This is a genomic window from Solirubrobacter soli DSM 22325 (assembly GCF_000423665.1).
GTDB lineage: Bacteria > Actinomycetota > Thermoleophilia > Solirubrobacterales > Solirubrobacteraceae > Solirubrobacter > Solirubrobacter soli.
The window spans coordinates 1-20,387 of record NZ_AUIK01000047.1 but is presented as its reverse complement, the minus strand read 5'-3'; the positions used below and the strand labels follow the sequence as shown (position 1 = coordinate 20,387).

The window sequence follows — 20,387 nt, the reverse complement described above, 5'->3', positions numbered from 1 at the left end:
GGAGTAGATGTCGCGCGCCCACGCAGCTCCGCCGTCCACGGGGTCGCAGGCGTTCGGCATCGACTGTTCGTAGTCGCGCCAGCTGCGCCCGGTCGCCGTGAGCTGGGAGAAGAGGTTCTCGACGTGCTGGTGGCAGTGGTCGGGCAGGTCGTTGTTGGCCTCGCACGCGGTGTATTGCCCGGAGAGCATGGCGATGTACTGGCCCAGCGAGCTGGACTTCACGAAGGAGTGCGTGTCCGTGAGCCACGCACCTTGAGCCTTCACGGTGCCGGAGAGAAACGGGGCGTGCGCGGGCGTGATCTGCTCATAGCTCGTGTTCTCTCCCACAATCAAGAACACGTGGCCGAACGGCGGAACACCATCAGCACCCGCCGCGTGAGCCGGCGACGCTGAGGCGATCCCGACGGCGAGCAGCGCTACTCCGACCCGGACGCTGCGGACGCGCATCCCGCGAGACTAGGATCACCAACCTGACCTGCTCCTGAACGCTTCAGGCGCGTCACCCCGGGTCCGGCAAGCTTCTGCTCGCGCTGCGCCGGCGCGAGCTCGAGGACGCTCCGCCCGCATGGTTCATCGAGGCTGTGGGGCGGCCGTCGGCGAGAGACGAGAACGCCAGCGCGTCGATTCTGGCTTGGCGTCGATCGGCACTCACGATCGACGACTACCGTCACGACCACGATTGCACCTCACCTTGCGGAGGGCTCGGACCGAAGCCGACCGATGCCCTGGTGGCCGGCCACGCGCACGAGCGGCGGCAGCAGGCGGTCGAGCGCGTCAGCACTGAGCGCGAGGCCGCCGCCGAGGCATCACGCTCGAAACGGTGACGGCTTTCAGAACGGGTAGCTCTTGTGACATCACACCCCTGGGCGTCACTTGGCGGCCGCTCTGCGATCAGCTGAACCCCTCGACTTGGATTGCCGAGTTTGGCATCCCGAGACGGCGAACGGCCTCGCCAAGCTCGGTGACCATCGCGGGCGGCCCGCACAGCAGCGAGCTCCAGTCCATCACGTCACTCGGCGCGTGCCGGCGCAGGAGCGGTTCACTGGGCCGTCCTCGTTCGCCGATCCATCCACGCGTTGGACGCGACAGGACGTGCACGACGCACAGGTTCGGGAGACGACGCTGCAACTCGCGCAGTTCGTCCCAGAAGGTCACGTCGGCTTGGCGGCGGCTCCCATAGAGCAAGAGGAGTGGCCGGGTGTCGCCCTGTTCGGCGGCGGTGCGGATGACGCTCAAGGCCGGGGTTATCCCGATGCCGGCGGCGATCAGCGACGTGCGTGAAGACCAGGACGAGCACGGCGACGCCCGCAGCCGGTGGAGAGCGAGAATGCGGCGCAATCCGAAGGCTCGGGTCGTCGCCGACCCCTTCCCGGAGCTGATGACCTGCAGGGCGATCAGCGAGGTCGCGGCGAAGCCGAGCGCGTCGGCGAAGACCACAGTCGACCGTTGTCGCCGGGTTTGACGATGCCGGCGATCAGCGCCAGCGGTACGAGGATCGTCGCAGCGACGGGGACGCCCAATGCCGCCCGCAGGACGGCGCGGTTCACCGCTCGTCACGGAAGCCGACGAATCGGCCGCCGTGATGACCGTCGCCGTCGCCACTGTCCGACTGTGATGTGACGCTGGTGGCAGCCGGGATGGTGGAGGTCGGCGCGTGGGTGGCCATGGCCACGGCGCCGGCGGCGAAGACGATGAGCGCGAGCAGTCCGGCAAGCAGACCTCGATGAGGCGATGACATGGCGGCGAGGCTCACACGTCGTCCGTCAAGTTTGGGTCAACCGCGGTTAAATCGCCACAGGCCGAGGAGTTGTCCGAGCGTCACGAAACACGCGACGACGGCGAGCGCTTCGATCCCTGCGGTGAGCGCGGCGTTCGACGGACTTGCGTGCTCAGCAGTGTCACGCAGGAACGCCGCAGCGGCCGCAACCAACGCTGTCGGGGCGAGCATCAGCAGCGCCGTCGGCGGCTCGTTCTCGCTGTGCAGGAGGAGCACTACATCCTCGAGCGGGGACCGAACCGTCCGCCCCAGTGCGCCGTCGAGACGGCGAATGAACCCCCGAGCATGTAGAACCGCGACGAGCGCGACGATGACGAGCACCGGACCAGCAAGGATGGCGATCGGGGAGCCATGACCTGGTAGGCCCGCGCCGGCGGCGAACATCGTCGCTCCGGCAGCCATGAGGGCGCACAGATCGCGACGGATGAGCAGCGCGAGCTCGTCCGGTCGCATGCTCGCCTGTCGCAGCGCGAGCGTCTGCAGCACTGCCAAGAGGGTGGTGACGCCTGCCAGCTGAGCGGAGACGAAGAACGCCACCGCCCAGACGGCGGGAGCCGTCACGGCCGGGTCCGCTCCATGGATCACGTCCAGGGTCGCGGCACCGGTGGCGAGCACCCCAGCTGCTGTCAGCGCGGTGCAGCGGATTGCTCGTCGGCGGGCGATCTCCATCTCGAGCTTGTCGGTCATCAACGGCAACTATACATCGGCAACTAAGGTATTAGCTGGCTATGTATGGCGCGCGTTCAGGAAGCTGTCAGGCGAGTCCGGCGAATCTGAGAGCAACATGTCGACCGTTCTCGTCACCGGGGGCTCAGGTTTCATCGGGTCGCACGTCGTCGACCGACTGATCGAAGCCGGCCACGAGCCCCGCATCTACGACCTGAGGCGATCCCCGTGGCATCCGTCGGTCCCCGCGATACTCGGCGACCTCTGCGACCTCAAAGGCCTCGCAGTGGCCATGAGTGGCTGTAGTGCGGTCATCCATCTCGCCGCCTCGGCAGACGTCAACGAGGTGGTGGCCGACCCGGTGGAGGCCGAGCGGCGAAACGCGTCGGGCACGCTGCGGGTGCTCGAGGCGGCGCGCCACGCCGGCGTGGCACGGGTCGTGTACGCGTCGACGATCTGGGCCTACTCCGACACGCCGGCCGAGGTGCACGAGGAGTCGCTTCCGCTCCATCCGCCGGCGCACCTGTACACGGCGACAAAGCTGGCGGGCGAGCTGTACTGCCACGCCTACCGCGAGCTGTACGGGCTGGATTCGACGATCCTGCGCTTCGGCATCCCATATGGCCCACGAGCCCGCGCGGCAGCGGTCGTGCCGACGTTCACCGCGAAGGCGCTGGCGGGGGAGCCGTTGACGATCGCGGGAGACGGCTCGCAGTCCCGGCGGTTCGTGTATGTCGAGGATCTCGCCGAGGGCGTCGTGCTCGCGTTGACCTCCCCAGACGCGAATCGCACCTACAACCTCGTGGGAGAGGAGGACACGAGCGTTCGCGAGATCGCTGAGGCGGTTCGCGATCAACTCGGGGACGTGGAGATCGAGACCGGCCCCGGCCGGACGGCGGACTTTGCCGGCGCGCCGGTCAGCGGCGCTCGCGCGGCGGCAGAACTGGGTTGGACGCCGACAACCACGTTTGCCGAGGGGATGCGGCGGTACGTCGAGTGGCATCGCACGCAGCAGCCACTCACGACGTCCGCGCCTGCGCGGCGGTCGCGTCCGCTCGTGGGGGCGGCGATCGCCGCGATCCTCATCGCAAGCTTGCTCTCGCCCTGGCCTCCCGAACTCGCTGAGTTGCGCCACGGCCACAATCTGGTGTTGATCGTGTTGCTCCTGGCGGCGGTCGTAGCCGTTCGGCTCTCGGCCCCGATCCGGACGCCGGCGTGGCGCAGCGAGTGACCCCAGAGTTGGGTCGGTTCGCGATCGGCTTCGACGAGCGCGATCGCACTCGTCTGCACTCGCTGTGGGACGAGGTGATCACCTCGCAACGCTGGGCCGAAGGTCCGATGACCGACCGTTTCGAAGCGGCATGGGGAGCTTGGAATCGCATGCCCGGCATCGCGTTCTCGGGCTGGACGGGCGCGATGCTGGCGGCGTTGGAGTTCGCTCGGGTGCGAGACGAGACGGTGCTATTGCCGTCGAACACGTTCATGGCGACGCCGCTGGCGGCAGTGCACGCGGGAGCTCGCGTCGAGTTCGTCGACTGTAACCGCGAGGATCTCTGTCTGTCAGCCGATGCGCTGGAGGTGGCAATCGCGCGCCACCGCCCGCGAGCCGTGATCCTGGTGCACATCGGCGGGCATCTCGCGTTCGACACCCACCGCATCGCGGACATGTGCCGCGCGGCGGGCGTGTTCCTGATCGAGGACTGCGCGCACGCGCACGGGGCGTCGTGGCATGGGCGTCGCGCCGGGACGTTCGGAGACGCCGGTGCGTGGTCGTTCTATGCCACGAAGACGATCAGCACGGGGGAGGGTGGCATGCTCGTGACCCGCCATCAGGACCTGCTCGATTTCGCGCGCGCCTTTCGCAACTACGGCAAGCCGACGCATCAGGTCGACGGCTGGAACTTTCGTCCGAGCGAATTCACCTCAGCTCTAGGCCTCGTGCAGACCGAGCGGCTCGAGGAGATCGTGGAGTGGAAGAACGCAGCGGCCCGCGAGCATCTGGACCCGTTGCATCCTGGGCGCCTGCAGTTGCCGGACGGGATGGTCTCAGGCCTCTACAAGTACATCGTCTTCGACCCGATCCGTAACTCGACGGGCAAGGTCTACGACTCGCCGTGCCACCGGGTGATGGGGCATCACGACGACCTGCCCAACACCGACTGGGTCGCCCGCAACCACTGGTGCGTGCCGCTGTACTACCGCCCCTGAACGGCGGTGAGTATCGCGGACTGGGCGGTCTCATCTGACCGCAACCTGAACGCGCGCTTGTAACCGCATGCGATCTTCTTAGGTTCGCCTTATTAGGTGTCCCTTAGGCACGTCGGGAGGCGTGCCGGGCTGATGCTCGCCAATTTTCTCATCGGCCTTCGCGAAGGTCAGGCATGAAGCTGTCACGCCGCAACCTGTTGGGATGGGCCGGCGTGTCGGCGGCCGCCGGCTTCGGTGCGGCGGTCGGTATCGACGCGGCGTCGCGGTCAGACGACGATGTCTCGGCTGCCGCGATCGGCGATCAGACGGTGCGGTTTCACGGCGAGCACCAAGCCGGCATCGCCACGCCGGTACAGGACCGGCTCCGCTTCGCTGCCTTCGACCTGATCGAGGGCGCGACCCGGCGGGACTTGACCGATCTTCTGCGGGGCTGGTCGGCGGCTGCCGTTCGCGATGTGCGGCGGCGACCCGGTCGGCGGCGCCGCGGCAAGCGAGATCGCCCAGGGGCCGCCGTCTGACACCGGCGAGGCGCGCGACCTCGCGACGGCACGGCTGACGATGACGATCGGCTTCGGCCCGACGCTGTTCGACCAGCGCTTCGGCCTGGCGGGGCACCGCCCGGCGGCGTTGCGCCCCTTGCCTCGCTTCGCCGGTGACGACCTCGATCCCGCGCGAAGCGGCGGGGAGATCGCGATCCAAGCGTGCGCGGATGATCCGCAGGTCGCCGTCCACGCCGTGCGAAATCTCGCTCGGCTGGCCCACGGGGTGGCGATCGTCCGCTACTCCCAGCTCGGCTTCGGCAGGACCTCGACCACATCGGACGCCCGGTCGACGCCGCGCAACCTCCTCGGCTTCAAGGACGGCACGGCGAACATCAAGGCCGAGGACGCGTCGGCGCTTCGCGAGCACGCGTGGGTTCAGCCGGGCGATGAACGCGCGTCGGGAGCGTGGATGACCGGCGGGACCTTCATGGTCGCCCGCCGGATCCGCATGACGATCAAGACGTGGGACCGCGACATCCTCGACGACCAGCAACAGATCATCGGCCGCCACAAGCTCAGCGGCGCGCCGCTGGGCCGACAGCTCGAACACGACACGATCGATCTCACGGCCCGTCTTCGCGACGGCATGCCGCAGATCCCGGAGCAAGCGCACGTGCGGCTGGCACACCCCGACAGCAACGAGGGTGTTCGGCTGCTGCGTCGTTGGCTACTCGTTCGTCGATGGCACCGACGACCTCGGGCGCTTGGACGCCGGGCTCTGCTTCATCGCGTATCAGCGTGACCCACAGCGGCAGTTCGTTCGCGTGCAGGAACGCCTCGCAGGCAAACACAACGACGCGCTCAACGAGTACATCACCCATGTCGGCAGCGCAGTGTTCGCGTGTCCGCCGGGTGTGCGCGACGCCCGCGACTGGTGGGGTAGGGGACTCCTCGGCGCATGAGCACGCTGCGCGTACCCGACCACGACCAGGACCTGAGCCCTGGACTCGAGCGGTACCTGCTGGCGGTACTCACCGCCCGGCAGCGTGACGCGGTCGTGACATCGACGAGCGTCGCTCGCGTGCTCAGCTGCTCGGCGCCGACGAGCTTGGAGATGCTCAGGCGCCTCGAACGCGCCGGCTATCTCGTTCGCGACCCGAGCCGGCGTGCCGGGTGGCAGCTGACGGCCGACGGACAGCGCGAGCTCGCAGCGCTTCGGCGCCGTCAGAGCGTGGTCGAGCAATACCTGCGGGCCGTCTTGGCACTCCCGGGGAAGCCGCCGAAGAGGCGGCCAGGCGGTGTCCAGCGGCATCGAGGCTCGGCTGCGGGATGCGATCTGGCCGGCAAGTCGCCCCTGCCGGACGCCTGCCTAGCGGCACTGGCCCGGGCGGGGCCATCGCTACGGCGCGTCGGCCGCCTCGAGCCAGAGGACGAAGCGCGCTCCCGGCGCGTGGGTGTCGAGCACGAGGTCGCCGCCCATGCGACGTGCGAGCTCACGGGCGATCGCGAGACCGAGGCCAAAACCGCCTGTCGTCGCCTCGGCGCCGCGTGCGAAGCGTTCGAAGATACGGTCGCGGTCGCTTTCGGCTACGCCGGGTCCTGCGTCGGTGACCGCAATGCCGAGGCGGTCCCCCTCGCGCTGGACCGTGGTGTCGATGGCGGTTCCCCTGGGGGTGTGGCGGAGGGCGTTGTCGAGGAGGATGCGAGTGATACCGGCAACGTGGCCCGGGTCGGCGAGTGCCCAGTCGCCACCTTGCTCGGCGACGTGCAGGACGCGTTCCTGGTCTGCCGCGCGCACGTCGAACTCGGCGGCGACAGATCGCAGGACCTCGGCGACGTCGACGGGTTCGCGGCGCACGGGAACGCCGGCGTCGATGCGGCTGAGGTCGAGGAGTTCGTTGGCGAGCTGTGAGAGGCGGCCGGCCTGCTCGTCGGCGCTGTAGGCCTGGCGTCGGGCGTCGTCGACGTCGAGCGGCTCATCGTCGAGGTCGGAGATCAGGAGGTCGAGCATGATCTGCAGCGACGCGATCGGGGTGCGCAGTTCATGTGAGGCCGTCGCGACGAACGCGCGTCTGGCCTGCTCCTGCTCACGCAGCTGGGTTTGCATGTACGCGAAGGTCCGGCTCAGGTCGCCGATCTCGTCTCGGCCGGACTCCGGCCGGAACTCCGCGACGGGACCGACGTGTGCGACCCGTTCGGCGGTGTCGCGCAGACGGCGGATCCGTCGCGCCGTGCGCCCTGCGATGAGGACGCCGGCCCCGACCGCGACGAGCAGCCCTGCGAGCGCGGCGAGCAGGAACGCGCGCCGCACGACGCCGGTTGCGCCCTGGACGTCATCCAACGGCCGACGCGCGGCGATCACGAAATGCGTGTCGCCGACGTGCGCCGGGACGGCCGAATGTGCTTCCGCCTCCGAGCCCTCGCCGGTGATCAGGTCAGCGCGCTTGCCCGTTCGCAGAGCCGTGCGGACCGCGGCGTATGGCTCGTTCGCGTCAGGGTCGGTGCTCACAAGCAGTCGGGCGCTGGAATCGAACACGGCGACGTCGGCGCCGGTCCGGCGCAGCGGACGTGTCGCCTTCAACAGACGCGCATTCCCGGGCACGAAGTCCGATTCGTGCAGGGATGTGAAAGTGCCGATCTCGCCGGCGACTGTCCGGGTCAAGGATTCGCGCGTGGCGTTGCGCAAGCGATGGTCCAGGGGCGAGAACAGCGCGATGGCCGCGACCGCGAGCGTGAGGGCGCTCACGAGCGCGAGGATCGCGACGACGCGCTCGCGCAGCCCGAAGCGCACGTCAGGGCTCGCCGATGCGATATCCCGCGCCGCGCACGGTGACGATCAGCTCCGGCTCCTCCGGGTGCGTCTCGAGCTTCTCGCGCAGGTGGCGGACGTGGACGTCGACCGACCGCGGGTCCCGGTAGGCGCTGTCGCCCCAGACCGCGCGCAACAGCTCCTGCCGCGAGTGCACACGATGGCGCTGTGCGATCAACGCGTGCAGGATCTCGAACTCCGAGAAGGTCAGGTCGACCGGCTGTCCGTCGCGGAGCACCTCGCGGCGGCCTGGGTCCAGGGAGAGCGGCCCGACGGTGAGCGCCATCGACGCGCGTCCGTCGCCGACTCCGGTTCCCGTTCGGCGCAGAACGGCGCGGATGCGGCTGCGCAGCTCGGCAGGGCGGAAGGGTTTGACGACGTAGTCGTCCGCACCGGCCTCCAGGCCGAGTACGGCGTCGGCTTCGCTGTCGAGTGCGGTCAGCATGATCACCGCGACGCCGTTGCGGCGGCTGCGGAGTTCACGGCAGACCTCGTATCCGTCGGGACTGCCGGGGCCGAGCGATACGTCGAGCAGGACGACGTCGAAGGACTGGGTGCTCGCGCGGTCGATCGCGGAGCGTCCGTCAGCGACCGCCATCACGCGATGGCCGGCGCGCTCGAACGACTGCCGCAGGGCTTCGCGAAGCGAGGAGTCGTCGTCGCAGACAAGGATCTCCAGGACCTGAGCCGTCATCCGTGCAAACGTATCGCGGTCACACTCCGACGCGAGGCACCGCGCGGCGGCCGCCGTGGGCGGTGTTCCAGCGGCGCAGATGGACGATCTCTCGCGCCGTGCCGGCGCTCCAGCGGGTGCCGGTCCCGTCGTGGTGCCCGGCGACGCGCGTGCGGTGGTGCACCGGCACCTCGGCGATACGCGCTCCGGCCGCTTGGCTCTTGACCAGCAGCTCCGCCCCTGCGAGGGCACCCACGGCGCGCAGGTCGAGGGCTTGGAGCAAGGCGCGGCGCGCGAGCCGGTAGCCGCAGTCGATGTCGCCGTACGGGAGCCGCAGCGCACGGTGCAACACCCCGCGCCAGACCGCCCCTGAGAGACGCTGGCCGATCGGGCCCCGCAGCATGATCCGTCGGCCGATCACGACATCTGCGGACTGTGCCGGCCCCAGGAAGTCCTCGAGCTCGCAGGCGTCCAGTTGAAGATCGGCATCGATCATCAGGACCCAGTCCGCCTTGGCGGCGGCAATCCCCGAGCGCACCGCCTCGCCGTAGCCACGATTGCCCGCGTGCACGACGAGCTGCACGCGGCGGTCACGGGACGCGAGCTGCCCGGCGATCGCGATCGTGTCGTCGGTGCTGCCGTCGTCGACGATGACGATCTCATGCCGATAGGCGCACCGCTCGGCGGCCTCCGTGACCGAGCCGACGACGTCGCGGAGGTTCTCAGCCTCGTTCAGGCAAGGGAGTACAACGGTCAAGCTGCTGAGGGGCGGGGACATCGATGATCCTGTCGGGTCGAGGTGAAGGCGGGGTGCGCCGACGCAGGCGTTGGCGGACCGTCGCGATAGCGGCGGTCACGACCGCGGCGCCGAAGCTGACGGCCATCCAGGTGGCGGCGCCGGCGACACCGAAGCGCGCGGCCAGGCCGGCGACGCTCGCCGACCAGAGAAGCGCGCCGGTCGCGTTGTAGAGCAGGAACGTGCGCCATCGCATCGCGCTGGCACCCGCGAGCACGGCGCCGACGACGCGCACCCCCGGGACCCATCGGCCGAGGAAGACGGTCTTGGCGCCGTGGCGCGCGAAGAACGCATCGCCCTTCGCGACGGCCTTGCGGCGGTGAAAGGCAAAGCGGCCATCGCGAAGCAGGACGGCGCGTCCACCTCGGCGACCGATCCAGTAGCCGAGATTGTCGCCGAGGATGGCAGCGGCGGTACCGACCGCGATCACCGCCACGAGCAGCAGGTGACCTGTGTGTGTCAGCGCGCCAGCGGCGAGCAGCGCGGTCTCCCCCGGAACGGGAACGCCGGCCGACTCCGCCAAGACGAGGCCGAAGAGGGCGCCGTAGCCGACTTGTGCGGGGATCGCGAACAACATGCTCCTAGCGTCGGCGCAAGGCGTTTGACCGCCGGTAGGCGCGATGTTGGCATTGCGTTGCGATCGGCCCTAACACGATCCCAATACGGCGCGAATCTCCGGCGAGTCACACGCCGACGACGCTCCGCCGTCGTGACGCTCTCCTCTCTCGCGTACCCGTCCACGTCGCGCGCAACCGCTTGGGCGGTCCCGACTCGCGCCGCGTTGCTCATGTTGACCGCGCTCGCTCTGGTGCTTCGCTTCTGGGGGTTCGGATGGATTCCGAGCGACCCGTTTTATGACGCCGCTGTGCGGTCGATGGGGCTGTCGTGGAGCAACTTCTTCTACGGCGCCTTCGATCCCGGCGGGACGCTCTCGATCGACAAACCGCCGATCGACCTGTGGTTGCAGGTCGCATCGACGAAGCTCTTCGGGTTCTCGTCGACCAGCGTGCGGCTTCCCGAGGCTGTCGCGGGCGCCGTGGCGGTGCCACTGCTGTACGACCTCGTCCGCCGACGCTGCGGGCACATCGCCGGCCTGAGCGCGGCGGCGGCGCTGGCAGTGTTGCCCGCAGCGGTCCTGACGAGCCGCTCGGACACGATGGATACGCTCTGCGGTACGGTCCTGATCGCCGCCGCCTGGGCAATCGTCGCGCTCAAGCCTGGCCGCGGCGTGCTGGTCGCCGCTGCCTTGGCCGGGCTGGCGTTCGAGATCAAGCTGTTCCAGGCGGCTGTGGCATTTCCGGCGCTGATCGTCCTCGCCTGGTACGAGCTCGAGGCCGACCGGCGACGATGGTTGATCCGCGCCGGCCTCGTGTTCGTTGCTGTTGCCGCGTTGTGGCCCGTTGCCGCATCGCTGGTGCCGGGTGCGCACCCTTGGGCGCTCGGCGCCACTGACGGCAAGGTCTGGAACGTGATCCTGGTCTACAATGGCCTGTACCGACTGGGGGCGGCAACCGGACCGGCGGCGCCGACTGGGCCGAGCCCGTGGCGGCTGTTCACCAGCGGGTACATGGAGCTGGTCGGGTTCTACCTCCTGGTCACGTTCGCGGCCGCGCTCGTCGCCTCACGCGGCCGGCTGTCGCGCAATCCGCTCGTGCTCGGTGTCACCGTGTGGATTGCCTGCGGATTCGTGCTCTTCAGCGTCCAGGGGTGGGTGCGCTTCCGGTACTTCGAGGCGTTCACGCCCGCGTTGGCCGCGGGCCTCGGGATTGCCGTGGCGAGGGTCGCACGCGAGCGAGCGCTCGTCACCGCGGTGCTACTCGCAGCTGCCCTCGCATGGCCGCTGACGACCTCGCTTCAGGTCGTCCGGACCGGCCGTTACGACTCGCAGACGCTGGGCGCGATGGCGCCGAGCCTCGTGGATCGCCTCAGTCCTTACGCCCGCACCGGCCGCCTCGCCGTCTCCAGCGCCGTGTTGGCCGCGCCGCTGATCGCTCACGACGGCAAACCCATGACGATCCTGACCTCCTGGAAGGGACAGCCGTTCACGACCGACCGCGACTTGCGCGCAAAGGTCGCACACGGCGACGTCCGGTTCGCGTTGCTGGATCCGACCAAGACGGCGCCGTCAGTGCAGTGGGCGTTGACCCACGGCCAGGACATGACCTCGGAGGTCGGCGTCGGCGTCGGCCCCGGGCTGCGGTTCGTGCGGCTGGGCCCCTGACACGATCCACACATTCCGCCCACGTGCCGCCCATCGCCTGCGCCCGACAACTGTGGACATGACCGCAACGATCGCACCGCCCTCGCTCGGCCGCACCCTCCTGAACAAGGTTCCCGAAGTCACGATCTTCTTCTGGATGATCAAGATCCTCGCGACGACCGTCGGCGAGACCGCCGCCGACTTCCTGCCAGCGCGACGCACTTCGCGTACTCCTTCCGGCGTATCCGACTGAACGGAACCTGAACGGTTTCGCCGTGTTTTCAGGCTGTAAACACGGCCCGGCGGGCGGCGCTCATAGCGTCGCTCGCCATGAGACATTCCCTGCTCGCCGCGGGTCTGGCCGCGGCGCTGCTCATGCCCGCCGTCGCCGGCGCGACCCCGCGTGATCACGACCGCGCGACGACGCTCGCGGTGATCGGCGACGTCCCGTACGGCGACCCGCTGATCGCCGAGTTCCCGGAGGACATCACGGAGATCAACGCCGATCCCGACGTCTCGCGGGTGATCCACCTCGGTGACATCAAGAACGGCTCGAGCCGCTGCGACACCAGCTACTTGACCGCCCGGCTGGCGGACTTCCAGACGTTCGCAGACCCGCTGGTGTACACCCCGGGTGACAACGAGTGGACCGACTGCCACCGCGCGAACAACGGCGGCTACAACCCCGTCGAGCGGCTGAGCGTGATCCGCCAGCTGTTCTTCCCGCGGCCGGGCCGGACGCTCGGACACGACAAGGAGGATGTCGCCTTCCAGTCGCGCGCGTACCCGGAGAACGTCGCCTGGTCCGAGCGCGGCGTGGTCTATGGCACCGTGCACGTCGTCGGCTCCAACGACGACCGCGCGGCCTGGTTTACCGACCGCAAGGACGCCCCCGGCAACCCGCTGCCCGAGACCCGCAAGGAGACCGGCCAGCGCACGCGCGAGTACACCAAGCGCGAGGCCGCCAACCTGGACTGGCTGGACGCGCTGTTCGACGCGGCTGAGCGCACGCACGCTCCCGCGCTGGTGATCGGCATGCAGGCCGACATGTGGGACCCGACCGCCGAGCAAAGCGCGTTCGAGCCGGTCAAGGCCGTCATCGCCGAGCGGGCCGAGGAGTTCGGCAAGCCGGTCCTGCTGATGGAGGGCGACTCCCACCTGTTCCTCGTCGACCGGCCCGTCGGCATGCCGGCCAACCTCACCCGCATCGTCGTCCAGGGCTCGACCAACCTCCCGCACGAGTGGACCAAGCTCAAGGTCGACCCGTCGCGCCCGAGCGTGTTCTCCTGCCACGAGGTGGAATTCGTGACCAAGAAGGTCACGCCCTGCCCGGGACCGCTGGCACCGTAGCCGTCGATCACGCGTCGCGGCGGACGAGCAGGACGGCCGCCGCCGCGACGACGATCGCCGTGTAACCGCAGAACACGGCGAACCCCGTCCACGGCGACAGATGGTGGAGCGGGTCCTCGAACACCGCGGTCGCGACCGCGCTCCCCGCATTCCAGGGCAGATAGGGGTTGATCGCGTCACTGGTCGAGGCCGGCAGCAGCGCGGTAATACCCGGGAGGACGAACAGCAGGCCGACGAACGAGCCGATGCCACCGGCGGTGCTACGCGTCAGCGCTCCGAGTCCGCAGGCGAAGAGGCCCAGCACGGTCAAAAACAGCGCCGTGCCGACAACGACCCGCAGCGCCGGCGCGCTCGTCAGTGGATGGTCGAGCTGATGGCCCGCCACGATCGACTGCACCACCAGGTAGGACACGACGCTCGCCGCGAGCATCAAGACGAAGGTCACAGCGGCGAAGACCCCGAGCTTGGCGAACAGCACCGGAAGGCGCCGCGGCACGGCCATCAGGCTCGAGCGGATCATGCCGGTCGAGTATTCGCCGCTAATGACGAGCACGCCGAGCACTGCGATCGCGAGCTGCGCGAGGTGAAACCCGCCGACGCCGGTGTCGATCGCCGAGAAGCGAGCGCGCTCGTCGGCTCCGATCGTGTTCCAGCGGTTCATCTGGACGGCCGCGATGATGATCCCCGGCGCGATCATCCCGACAAATGCCGCGAGCAGCGTCCAACGTGTTGAACGCAGTGACCACAGCTTGGTCCACTCAGACTGGGCGACCCGTGCTTGCGTGACGCGGCCTGTGATAGCGGCAGTGCTCACGCGACCAGCTCCATCGGCTCGGGGGTAGTCGGGCGGTATTCAACCGAGTCGCGTGTGAGTGCGAGGTACGCGTCCTCGAGCGACGCCCGCTGCGGTGTCAGCTCGTACAGCGTGAGCGCGTGCTCGGAGGCGAGCTCACCGACGCGCTCGGTAGCCATCCCGTGCACGTTCAACGTGTCGATGCCGGTGCGGTCGATCTGTGCACCATCCGCACGAAGGACTTCCGCGAACGTCGTCGCGCTCGGTGACCGGACGTGGACTGCCGAGTCGGCCGACGCGCGCGCGACGAACTCGGCGACGGTCGTGTCGGCGATCAGGCGACCCCGGCCCACGATCACCAGGTGCTCCGCCGTCAAGGCCATCTCGCTCATCAAATGCGAAGAGACGAACACCGTGCGACCCTCGGCGGCCAGCCGCTTGAGCAGCGTCCGAATCCAGAGGATTCCCTCGGGGTCCAGACCGTTGGCGGGCTCGTCGAGGATGATCGTTCGCGGGTCACCGAGCAGCGCCGTAGCGATTCCCAGGCGCTGCCCCATACCGAGCGAAAAGGTGCCGGCTCGCCTGCGGGCGACCGATGCGATCCCGACCAGGTCGATCACCTCTTGCACGCGGGCGCGCGAGATGCCGTGCGTCTGCGCCATCGCGAGCAGATGGTGGTACGCGGAGCGCCCGGTGTGGATCGCTCGCGCCTCGAGGAGCGCCCCGACCTCGTTCAGCGGCGCCGTGAAGGTCCGATATGACCGGTCATTGACCCGCACGGAGCCCGCCGTCGGGGCGTCGAGGCCGACGATCATTCGCATCGTCGTGGACTTGCCGGCGCCATTTGGTCCGAGGAAGCCGGTGACGACGCCAGGCTGCACCACGAAGCTCACATCGTCCACGGCGCGCTTGTCGCCATAGACCTTGGTCACATGGTCGAGTTCGATCATCGACCCCCATCGTCGCCGCGATTGTGGGAAAACGACGAAACCATTCAGGTTCGCGTCAGGCGTTCACCGAGCACCAGGAGGCCGGACGCGGCGGTGAGTGCCAGCGCGGCGAGCTGGACCGCCCGGGCGATCGGGTTCGCTGCGAGCGGGTCGCCCAGCACGAGGACGCCACAGCCCATGGCGACGGCATTCATTGAGGCCATCATCGCCGTGACCACCGCAAGAGGACGCCCGTCTTGCAACGCTCGCTGGAAGCACAGGAAGGCCGCCGCGGTCAGCGGGACGCCGAGTATCACGGCGGCGGCGATCACGCCGAGTGGTGGGGGCGTCCCTACCAATGCCGGTGCGAGCACCGCCTCGGCCACGCTCGTCGCCCCATAGAGCACCCCCGAAGAGAGGGCGAGGCCGATGGGACCCCGCACGACACAAATGATTCCGGCCCCCAGCGCCGCAATCAACATGCACGCGAGCGAGACGGTCCACGCCGCCGGCGCGACACGTGCGTGAGCCGCCCGCGGCATCACGACGGTCAACGCGATCAGCGCGACGATCGCGAGCGCGGCTGCCGGCGGCGCGAAGCGTCCGCGCGAGCTGTCGCTGCTCGCCGCCACGACGACCAAGCCGGCGCCGATCGCCGCCTGGACGGCGGACAATGGCAGTGCGGTCAGCGCGAGGAACTCGAGAACGATGCCGGCGTAGCCGAGCGCCGCGCCTGCGAGCCAGCGCGGCGCGCTCAACAGGGAGAGCACGACCGCGACGGGTCGTCGCAGGTCCAGTGACGGTGCACGAACGAGGCCACGATGTTGCAGGACGTAGCCCGCATTGATGCTGATCGCGGCACCGACTGTCGCTGCGACGGCGAGCATCAGCGCACCCTTGCCGTCGTGAGCTCGGACACGGTTCCGCGTGGCAGTCCGGCAGCCGAGCTGACATCACGCGCGTGGGCGTGCGCCCAGCGGATGACTGGTGGACATGTTCCTGTTGCCGGGCAGGCCCCGCGGCCGAGCAGGTACCGGACCTCGTGGCGGACGATCATCTCGCGCAGTTGGCCGGCGGTGAGCAGTGGGCGCCCGTAGAGACTGGTGAGCATCAGCACGGGTTGGGCGTCGCGGATGATCAGGGTCGATGCGCGCGCGACAGTGGGGCTCGCCACCTCATACCGAGCTTCGGGATGGTGCGAGAGCAGGAACGCGCTCAATGCCGGGCTCGGGGGAGGGACACGGAGGCCCGCGTCGGATCGGTGCTCGCGGGCGACTGACACGGCGGTGGCGCCCGGAATGATCAACACCGCGATCAGCGCCAAGGTCACGAGCGCGGACCGGTGGTCGATCACGGTCCAGCAGAACGCTGCGGCGATCCCCGCTGCGGCTGGAACCCAGGCAGGCGGCCAGGCGATCGCCACCTGCGCGGCGATCACGCACGCGACCGCGACCGCCAGCGTCCGCCGTCCCGCGCTGGCGGCGCCGATCCCGATCGCGGCAGCGATCGCGGGGGTGAGCGTCTCGAGGTAGCGTGGCTGCAGCCGCCCCATCAGGCTCAGCGAGATCACGCCGACGACGATCCACACCCCGATGAGCGCCACGGTGCCGAGCCGGCGACGATCGAGAGGCCGGCGCACCCTGACCAGCGCGGCGGCACCGAGGATCACCGCCGCGACCACCAGGGTCCCGATCCGCGCCGCGTGTTGCGGGTCGCCGTTGGAGAACAATCGCAGCAACCCGGGCGGGTCGGCGGCCAGCGCTCGGGCGCTGGCGCTGCCGGTCAGCCGGTCGATGCCGTTGAACCCGAAGATGACGTTCCAGATGCTGCCGTCGGTCGAGCCGATCGGCCATGGCCGCGCATCCAGCGGGGTGAGTGACGCGACGGCTGGCCACGCGAGGGCGGTGACCAGGAACGTGGCCGTGCTCCCCGCGAGCGCGAGCGTTCGACGACGCCACGGCAAGTCCAACGCGACCAGCGCGAACGCCGCGAGTGCAGGCGCGACGATCAACGCCTCGAAGAGCTTGACCTCGAAGGCGAGGCCGAGCACCGCGCCGGCGGCGATCACCGGCGCGATCCGCCGCTGTTGGACGCCTTGGACGAGCAGCCAGGCGGCCGCGACGTCGAGCAGCATCATCGCGGAGTCCATCGTGTCGCTGTGGGCGGTCAGGATCGCGGCTGGGCATACGGCGAGCGCGGCGGCCGCGGCGAGCCCGGCACGCGAGCCGGCCAACCGGCGCACGAGGTCGTAGATCAGCGGGATCGCGAGGATCGCGGCCAACACCTCGGGAAGCCGGAGCGCCACCGAGTTGAACCCGAAGACCTCGACGCTCGCGACCTGCAACCACAGATCGGCGGGCATCTTGTCGACGGCGACGCCGGCGCCAGGCTCGAACGCGCCGTAGAAGAAGTTGTGCCATGACAGGGTCATGCTGCGCACGGCGGCGTCGTAGAACGGGTTGGTGGGCACCGACGCGAAGGCCCACAGCCGCAGCGTCGCGGCCAGGATCGTGATCGCGGCCAAGGTCAGCCCGGACGCGATCGCCGGCATCCGGACGGCACCGGCACGCCGCAACTCGACGGGTACGGCGTTCATTGCGTCACGCCCTCCTCAGCAGCCAGACGGTGACCGGCTCGCCGTTCCACGCCCGCTCGTGGATCGTCCGCACCGCGTAGCGGCGCCCGGCGACCACGGTTGTGCCGCTCGCCGGGAGCGGTTGTCGCGTCGCCGCCGGCAGGGAGCTTCGAACGTGACCGGCGGTCTGTCCGCGTACGACCACCTCCACATGGTGATTGCGGTGCATGAGCCGCACGAACCCGATCTCGTCCTGGAGTGAGATCTGCACGATGCCGAGACCGCGAACCGTGATCGACGGCCCCGCGACGACGAACGGCACGCCGCGTTCGGCGATCACGTGTCCACCCATGCTGACCCGCACGCGTGAGACGTGCCAGTGGTACCAGGTGGTGGCGAACCGCGTGGCGACGTACGCGCGCGCCGCGGCGCGGTCTCCGCTGTGTAGGACTCGGAGCAGGCCGGCATCGGCCGCGACACGACGCGCGAGCGAATGCGCCTTCGCTCCATTGACTTCGCGGTCGTACTGGCGGCGGGCGATCGCCGCCACGGCGTCGACCGGTGATGAGGGCGCCGTCGGCGTGGCTGCCGGCGCCGCGAGAGCGGCGGGTGCGGTGACGGTGGCTCCCGCGGCCGAGACCGCGGCAGGAGCGGGGGAGGCGACCGATCCGCATCCGGCTGCCGCACAGCCGACCAGCGTCAGCGCCGCGGTAGCGCCGAGCAGCCGCCGACTCATGCGACCGGATGTCCGACCCGCTGCCGCGGGGCGGGTGTCGCGGTCGACGTCGCGAGCTCGCGCCGCAGCTGCGACAGCTCGCGGAACGCTCGCACGATCACCAGCGGGTTGGCGCCGCTCGAGCGCCCCGCGATCCGTGGGCGGTGCGTGACCTCGAGCTCGCGTACCGAGGCGCCGCCGGCGACCGCGCGGACGAGCAACTCTGTCGAGATCAGCGCTCCGGTCGATCGCAACGGCATGCGGACCAGGAGGTCGCGGTTGACGAGCTTGAACGCACAGTCGATGTCACGGACGTCGACACCGAACGCCGCGCGCACCAGCCGGTTCCATCCCGCGGCGTTCAGGCGCCGGTACAGCGGGTCACGGCGCTGCACGCGTCGGCCGACGATGACGTCCGCCTCGTCAGCCAGCGCAACGAACGACGAGAGCTCGTCGAGGTCGAACTGCAGATCGGCGTCCGTCAGCAGGACCCAGGGTTGCGTGGTCGCGCGGATACCGGAGTTGACGGCGGCACCGTATCCACGGTTGCGCTCGTGCTCGACGAGCCGGATCGTCGGAATCGATCGAGCAAGGTCAGTGACGATTTGTCGTGTCCCGTCGGTTGAGCCATCATCGACGACGACGATCTGATGGTCGGCGGCGTTGGCGCTCGCGGCGCGTCTGGCGGCGTGGATTGCGCGGGCGATGTTCGGCGCCTCGTTGAAGGCCGGGAGCACCACGGATACGCCGGGGAGGCGCAATTGAGCATGCGGGGTTGGCACGGCGGCGTCCTCTGGTTGGGAGCGAGGGGACACGCAGCGTGCGTCCGAAGCGCTTCGGGTGGCGTTGGCCGAGTGTTGGCATCACGTTAACCGGGCGCCGTAACACGATCACAACGTCATGCCAGCGAGAGCTTCGTCGTGTGCGACCGACGCTGTCGTCATGACGCACAACGAGCTCCTGGCGATGCTGCGTAGCGACGACGATCATTGGTGGTATCGGGGGCGGCGTCGAGTGGTGCGCGCTGAGCTGGAACAACTCCCTATCCCGTGTCATGCGCGGCTGCTCGATGCCGGCTGCGGGTCCGGAAGAACACTCGACGTGCTCGCGGACTTCGGTCATGCGAGCGGCATCGACCTCTCCGAAGACGCGGTTGACGTCGCCCGCTCTCGCGGCCACACAGACGTGCACGTGGCGCCGGTGGAGGCGATCCCGTATGCCGACGGGACGTTCGACCTGGTGACCTGCCTCGACGTCATCGAGCACACGCGTGATGACGACGTCGCGCTTCGCGAGCTGCGCCGCGTGAGCCGTCCCGGAGGACTCCTGCTCGTGACGGTGCCCGCCTATCAGGCGCTGTGGTCACACCACGACGAGGCGAACATGCACTACCGCCGCTACGAGCGCCGATCATTGCGGTGCGCAGCGGAGGCCAGTGGTTGGACGATCGTTCGCGAGACCAGTTTCAACGGGCTCCTCCTCGCACCGGCTGCAGCGGTGCGGTTGGCGACCCGACGGTACGGCTTCGCTCGCTCGGATCTGGCTCTGACCCCTGCGTCCCTGAACCGAGTGCTGGAGCTGCCGCTGCGTCTCGAGTCCTGTGTGCTCGGCGCCGGCGCGCGGATTCCCGTCGGCCTTTCGCTCCTGGCCGTACTTCGTCGCCCCGCCGAGGGTATCGAATGATCCGGTTGCGGCGACACGCACTCGGCCCGCGCTGCTACGTCCTCGGTCGTCGCCTGCACGAGTGGCATGTCGGCCTAGCCGTCTTGCTAGGGGCCATCCGCAACCAGACTGCGTGGAGCCTCGGCGTGCATCTGAGGCCATTGGCGCTGCGCACCAGCAGACGTGGCGCTTCGCTGCCGGTCGTGTTTGCGGCGCTGACCGGCGCCGTCGGAGCCGTGAACATCGGTGCCGCCCTCCGGCCGGGGTACGGGCAGAGCGAGTTCGTCCTGGCCAGCCACGCGCTCCTCATGCCCGCCGGGATCGCGCTGATCGCACTCGCTACCTATCTTGCGCGCCGCCGACGTCGCGCGTGGTGGCTGTCGGTCGGCGTGCTAGCCGTGACCAGCGTCCTCGCACTCGTTCGAGGACCCGACATCGCGTCGTGCGTTGGGCCAACCCGTACTTTCAGATCGAGAGCCTCTACACGTTCAACGCGAAGTTCTTCCCGCGCTGGGCACCGCGCTACCTGCTGCACGACGGCGTGACATCGCTGCCACGCACGGCCCTGGCGGCCATGTGGGTCGAGGGCCAACTTCCAGACGTCGTGTTCAGGCGCGGTTCAGGGTCGTCCTGAGAGCGTGTCCAGCGGTGAGCCGTGGCATGAGCGACGAAGTGACAGCAACCCGGCTCGATCCGTCGTTCTGGCGCGAGACGCTGGCGCCCTACGCGATCCCGGACGCGCGCCGCGGCGT

General features: G+C 69.3%; 20 protein-coding genes and 3 pseudogenes. 9 read left to right on the top strand and 14 right to left on the bottom strand.

Features of this window, described 5'->3' with window-relative positions; all coding sequences use genetic code 11:
* From G569_RS52490 to G569_RS0129085, 4 genes are all read right to left on the bottom strand, one after another.
* Positions 1–447, bottom strand: a 447-nt coding sequence (locus G569_RS52490; protein ID WP_028066024.1) for a hypothetical protein, incomplete at its 3' end; no start/stop codon positions are given.
* Between the two features lie 444 nt (positions 448–891).
* Positions 892–1,437, bottom strand: a complete 546-nt coding sequence (locus tag G569_RS0129095) for a ferredoxin--NADP reductase (RefSeq protein ID WP_028066023.1) — start codon at positions 1,435–1,437, stop codon at positions 892–894.
* A 106-nt stretch (positions 1,438–1,543) separates the two neighbouring features.
* On the bottom strand, positions 1,544–1,753 hold the full coding sequence (locus G569_RS64105) for a hypothetical protein (RefSeq protein WP_028066022.1): 210 nt from the start codon (positions 1,751–1,753) through the stop codon (positions 1,544–1,546).
* A gap of 21 nt (positions 1,754–1,774) precedes the next feature.
* The gene (locus G569_RS0129085) at positions 1,775–2,464 is read right to left on the bottom strand and encodes a hypothetical protein (protein WP_157592401.1); all 690 of its coding nucleotides are present in this window, start codon (positions 2,462–2,464) and stop codon (positions 1,775–1,777) included.
* On the opposite strand from G569_RS0129085, the gene G569_RS52485 reads away from it, so the two are divergent.
* From G569_RS52485 to G569_RS66540, 4 genes and pseudogenes are all read left to right on the top strand, one after another.
* Positions 2,454–3,674, top strand: a complete 1,221-nt coding sequence (locus G569_RS52485; protein WP_245602605.1) for an NAD-dependent epimerase/dehydratase family protein — start codon at positions 2,454–2,456, stop codon at positions 3,672–3,674. The two genes, G569_RS0129085 and G569_RS52485, sit on opposite strands and share 11 nt — an antisense overlap.
* Positions 3,659–4,651 (top strand): DegT/DnrJ/EryC1/StrS family aminotransferase, encoded by a 993-nt coding sequence (locus tag G569_RS0129075; RefSeq protein ID WP_053227132.1) that lies wholly within the window; start codon positions 3,659–3,661, stop codon positions 4,649–4,651. The genes G569_RS52485 and G569_RS0129075 overlap by 16 nt, the downstream gene beginning before the upstream one ends.
* Positions 4,652–4,824: 173 nt before the next feature.
* Positions 4,825–6,095, top strand: a pseudogene (gene efeB, locus G569_RS52480) (iron uptake transporter deferrochelatase/peroxidase subunit).
* A pseudogene (locus G569_RS66540) lies at positions 6,092–6,286 on the top strand (helix-turn-helix domain-containing protein); the annotation flags it as partial. The pseudogenes efeB and G569_RS66540, both read left to right, overlap by 4 nt.
* Positions 6,287–6,532: 246 nt before the next feature.
* Here G569_RS66540 and G569_RS59180 read toward each other — a convergent pair.
* From G569_RS59180 to G569_RS52460, 4 genes are read right to left on the bottom strand one after another with little or no spacing between them, the layout of a single operon-like run.
* On the bottom strand, positions 6,533–7,924 hold the full coding sequence (locus tag G569_RS59180; RefSeq protein ID WP_053227131.1) for a sensor histidine kinase: 1,392 nt from the start codon (positions 7,922–7,924) through the stop codon (positions 6,533–6,535).
* Between the two features lies 1 nt (position 7,925).
* Positions 7,926–8,636, bottom strand: a complete 711-nt coding sequence (locus G569_RS0129060) for a response regulator transcription factor (RefSeq protein WP_028066019.1) — start codon at positions 8,634–8,636, stop codon at positions 7,926–7,928.
* A 19-nt stretch (positions 8,637–8,655) separates the two neighbouring features.
* Entirely contained in the window at positions 8,656–9,372 is a 717-nt protein-coding gene (locus tag G569_RS52470; protein WP_053227130.1) for a glycosyltransferase family 2 protein, read from the bottom strand.
* On the bottom strand, positions 9,338–9,988 hold the full coding sequence (locus G569_RS52460; protein WP_053227129.1) for a DedA family protein: 651 nt from the start codon (positions 9,986–9,988) through the stop codon (positions 9,338–9,340). Before G569_RS52460 ends, G569_RS52470 begins: the two co-directional genes overlap by 35 nt.
* 24 nt (positions 9,989–10,012) lie before the next feature.
* Here G569_RS52460 and G569_RS59175 point away from each other — a divergent pair, with 24 nt between their 5' ends.
* The 3 genes and pseudogenes from G569_RS59175 (at position 10,013) to G569_RS52450 (ending at position 12,961) form a co-directional block, all read left to right on the top strand.
* The gene (locus G569_RS59175; protein ID WP_157592400.1) at positions 10,013–11,632 is read left to right on the top strand and encodes a glycosyltransferase family 39 protein; all 1,620 of its coding nucleotides are present in this window, start codon (positions 10,013–10,015) and stop codon (positions 11,630–11,632) included.
* Positions 11,633–11,690: 58 nt separating this feature from the next.
* A pseudogene (locus tag G569_RS63120) lies at positions 11,691–11,819 on the top strand (hypothetical protein); the annotation flags it as partial.
* Between the two features lie 122 nt (positions 11,820–11,941).
* Positions 11,942–12,961: a metallophosphoesterase family protein gene (locus G569_RS52450; protein WP_053227127.1), complete on the top strand. Its 1,020-nt coding sequence runs from the start codon at positions 11,942–11,944 to the stop codon at positions 12,959–12,961.
* A gap of 7 nt (positions 12,962–12,968) precedes the next feature.
* Here G569_RS52450 and G569_RS0129030 read toward each other — a convergent pair whose 3' ends face one another.
* The 6 genes from G569_RS0129030 to G569_RS52445 are packed head-to-tail and all read right to left on the bottom strand — an operon-like array spanning position 12,969 to position 18,755.
* Entirely contained in the window at positions 12,969–13,775 is an 807-nt protein-coding gene (locus G569_RS0129030; protein WP_028066016.1) for an ABC transporter permease, read from the bottom strand.
* On the bottom strand, positions 13,772–14,704 hold the full coding sequence (locus G569_RS0129025) for an ABC transporter ATP-binding protein (protein ID WP_028066015.1): 933 nt from the start codon (positions 14,702–14,704) through the stop codon (positions 13,772–13,774). Before G569_RS0129025 ends, G569_RS0129030 begins: the two co-directional genes overlap by 4 nt.
* A gap of 44 nt (positions 14,705–14,748) precedes the next feature.
* Positions 14,749–15,570, bottom strand: coding sequence for a hypothetical protein (locus G569_RS0129020; RefSeq protein WP_028066014.1), 822 nt, complete (start codon positions 15,568–15,570; stop codon positions 14,749–14,751).
* Positions 15,570–17,279 (bottom strand): ArnT family glycosyltransferase, encoded by a 1,710-nt coding sequence (locus tag G569_RS0129015; protein WP_028066013.1) that lies wholly within the window; start codon positions 17,277–17,279, stop codon positions 15,570–15,572. The genes G569_RS0129020 and G569_RS0129015 overlap by 1 nt, the downstream gene beginning before the upstream one ends.
* Before the next feature lie 4 nt (positions 17,280–17,283).
* The gene (locus tag G569_RS0129010; RefSeq protein WP_157592399.1) at positions 17,284–17,994 is read right to left on the bottom strand and encodes a hypothetical protein; all 711 of its coding nucleotides are present in this window, start codon (positions 17,992–17,994) and stop codon (positions 17,284–17,286) included.
* Positions 17,991–18,755 carry a glycosyltransferase family 2 protein gene (locus G569_RS52445; RefSeq protein ID WP_169542274.1) on the bottom strand — a complete coding sequence of 255 codons (765 nt, stop codon included), beginning with the start codon at positions 18,753–18,755 and terminating at the stop codon, positions 17,991–17,993. Before G569_RS52445 ends, G569_RS0129010 begins: the two co-directional genes overlap by 4 nt.
* A 160-nt stretch (positions 18,756–18,915) precedes the next feature.
* On the opposite strand from G569_RS52445, the gene G569_RS0129000 reads away from it, so the two are divergent.
* Together G569_RS0129000 and G569_RS66535 are read left to right on the top strand one after the other, a co-directional pair.
* Entirely contained in the window at positions 18,916–19,656 is a 741-nt protein-coding gene (locus G569_RS0129000; protein ID WP_053227125.1) for a class I SAM-dependent methyltransferase, read from the top strand.
* 421 nt (positions 19,657–20,077) lie between these two features.
* Positions 20,078–20,269 (top strand): hypothetical protein, encoded by a 192-nt coding sequence (locus G569_RS66535; RefSeq protein ID WP_028066010.1) that lies wholly within the window; start codon positions 20,078–20,080, stop codon positions 20,267–20,269.
* Positions 20,270–20,387: the final 118 nt, after the last annotated feature.

Bases quoted from the DNA above. Each gene is read 5' to 3' on its own strand.
- G569_RS0129085 (WP_157592401.1), bottom strand. From the start codon at position 2,464: ATGACCGACAAGCTCGAGATGGAGATCGCCCGCCGACGAGCAATCCGC.
- G569_RS0129060 (WP_028066019.1), bottom strand. From the start codon at position 8,636: ATGACGGCTCAGGTCCTGGAGATCCTTGTCTGCGACGACGACTCCTCG.
- G569_RS52460 (WP_053227129.1), bottom strand. From the start codon at position 9,988: ATGTTGTTCGCGATCCCCGCACAAGTCGGCTACGGCGCCCTCTTCGGC.
- G569_RS52450 (WP_053227127.1), top strand. From the start codon at position 11,942: ATGAGACATTCCCTGCTCGCCGCGGGTCTGGCCGCGGCGCTGCTCATG.
- G569_RS0129025 (WP_028066015.1), bottom strand. From the start codon at position 14,704: ATGATCGAACTCGACCATGTGACCAAGGTCTATGGCGACAAGCGCGCC.
- G569_RS0129020 (WP_028066014.1), bottom strand. From the start codon at position 15,570: ATGCTCGCCGTCGCAGCGACAGTCGGTGCCGCGATCAGCATCAATGCG.
- G569_RS0129015 (WP_028066013.1), bottom strand. From the start codon at position 17,279: ATGAACGCCGTACCCGTCGAGTTGCGGCGTGCCGGTGCCGTCCGGATG.
- G569_RS0129010 (WP_157592399.1), bottom strand. From the start codon at position 17,994: ATGAGTCGGCGGCTGCTCGGCGCTACCGCGGCGCTGACGCTGGTCGGC.
- G569_RS0129000 (WP_053227125.1), top strand. From the start codon at position 18,916: ATGACGCACAACGAGCTCCTGGCGATGCTGCGTAGCGACGACGATCAT.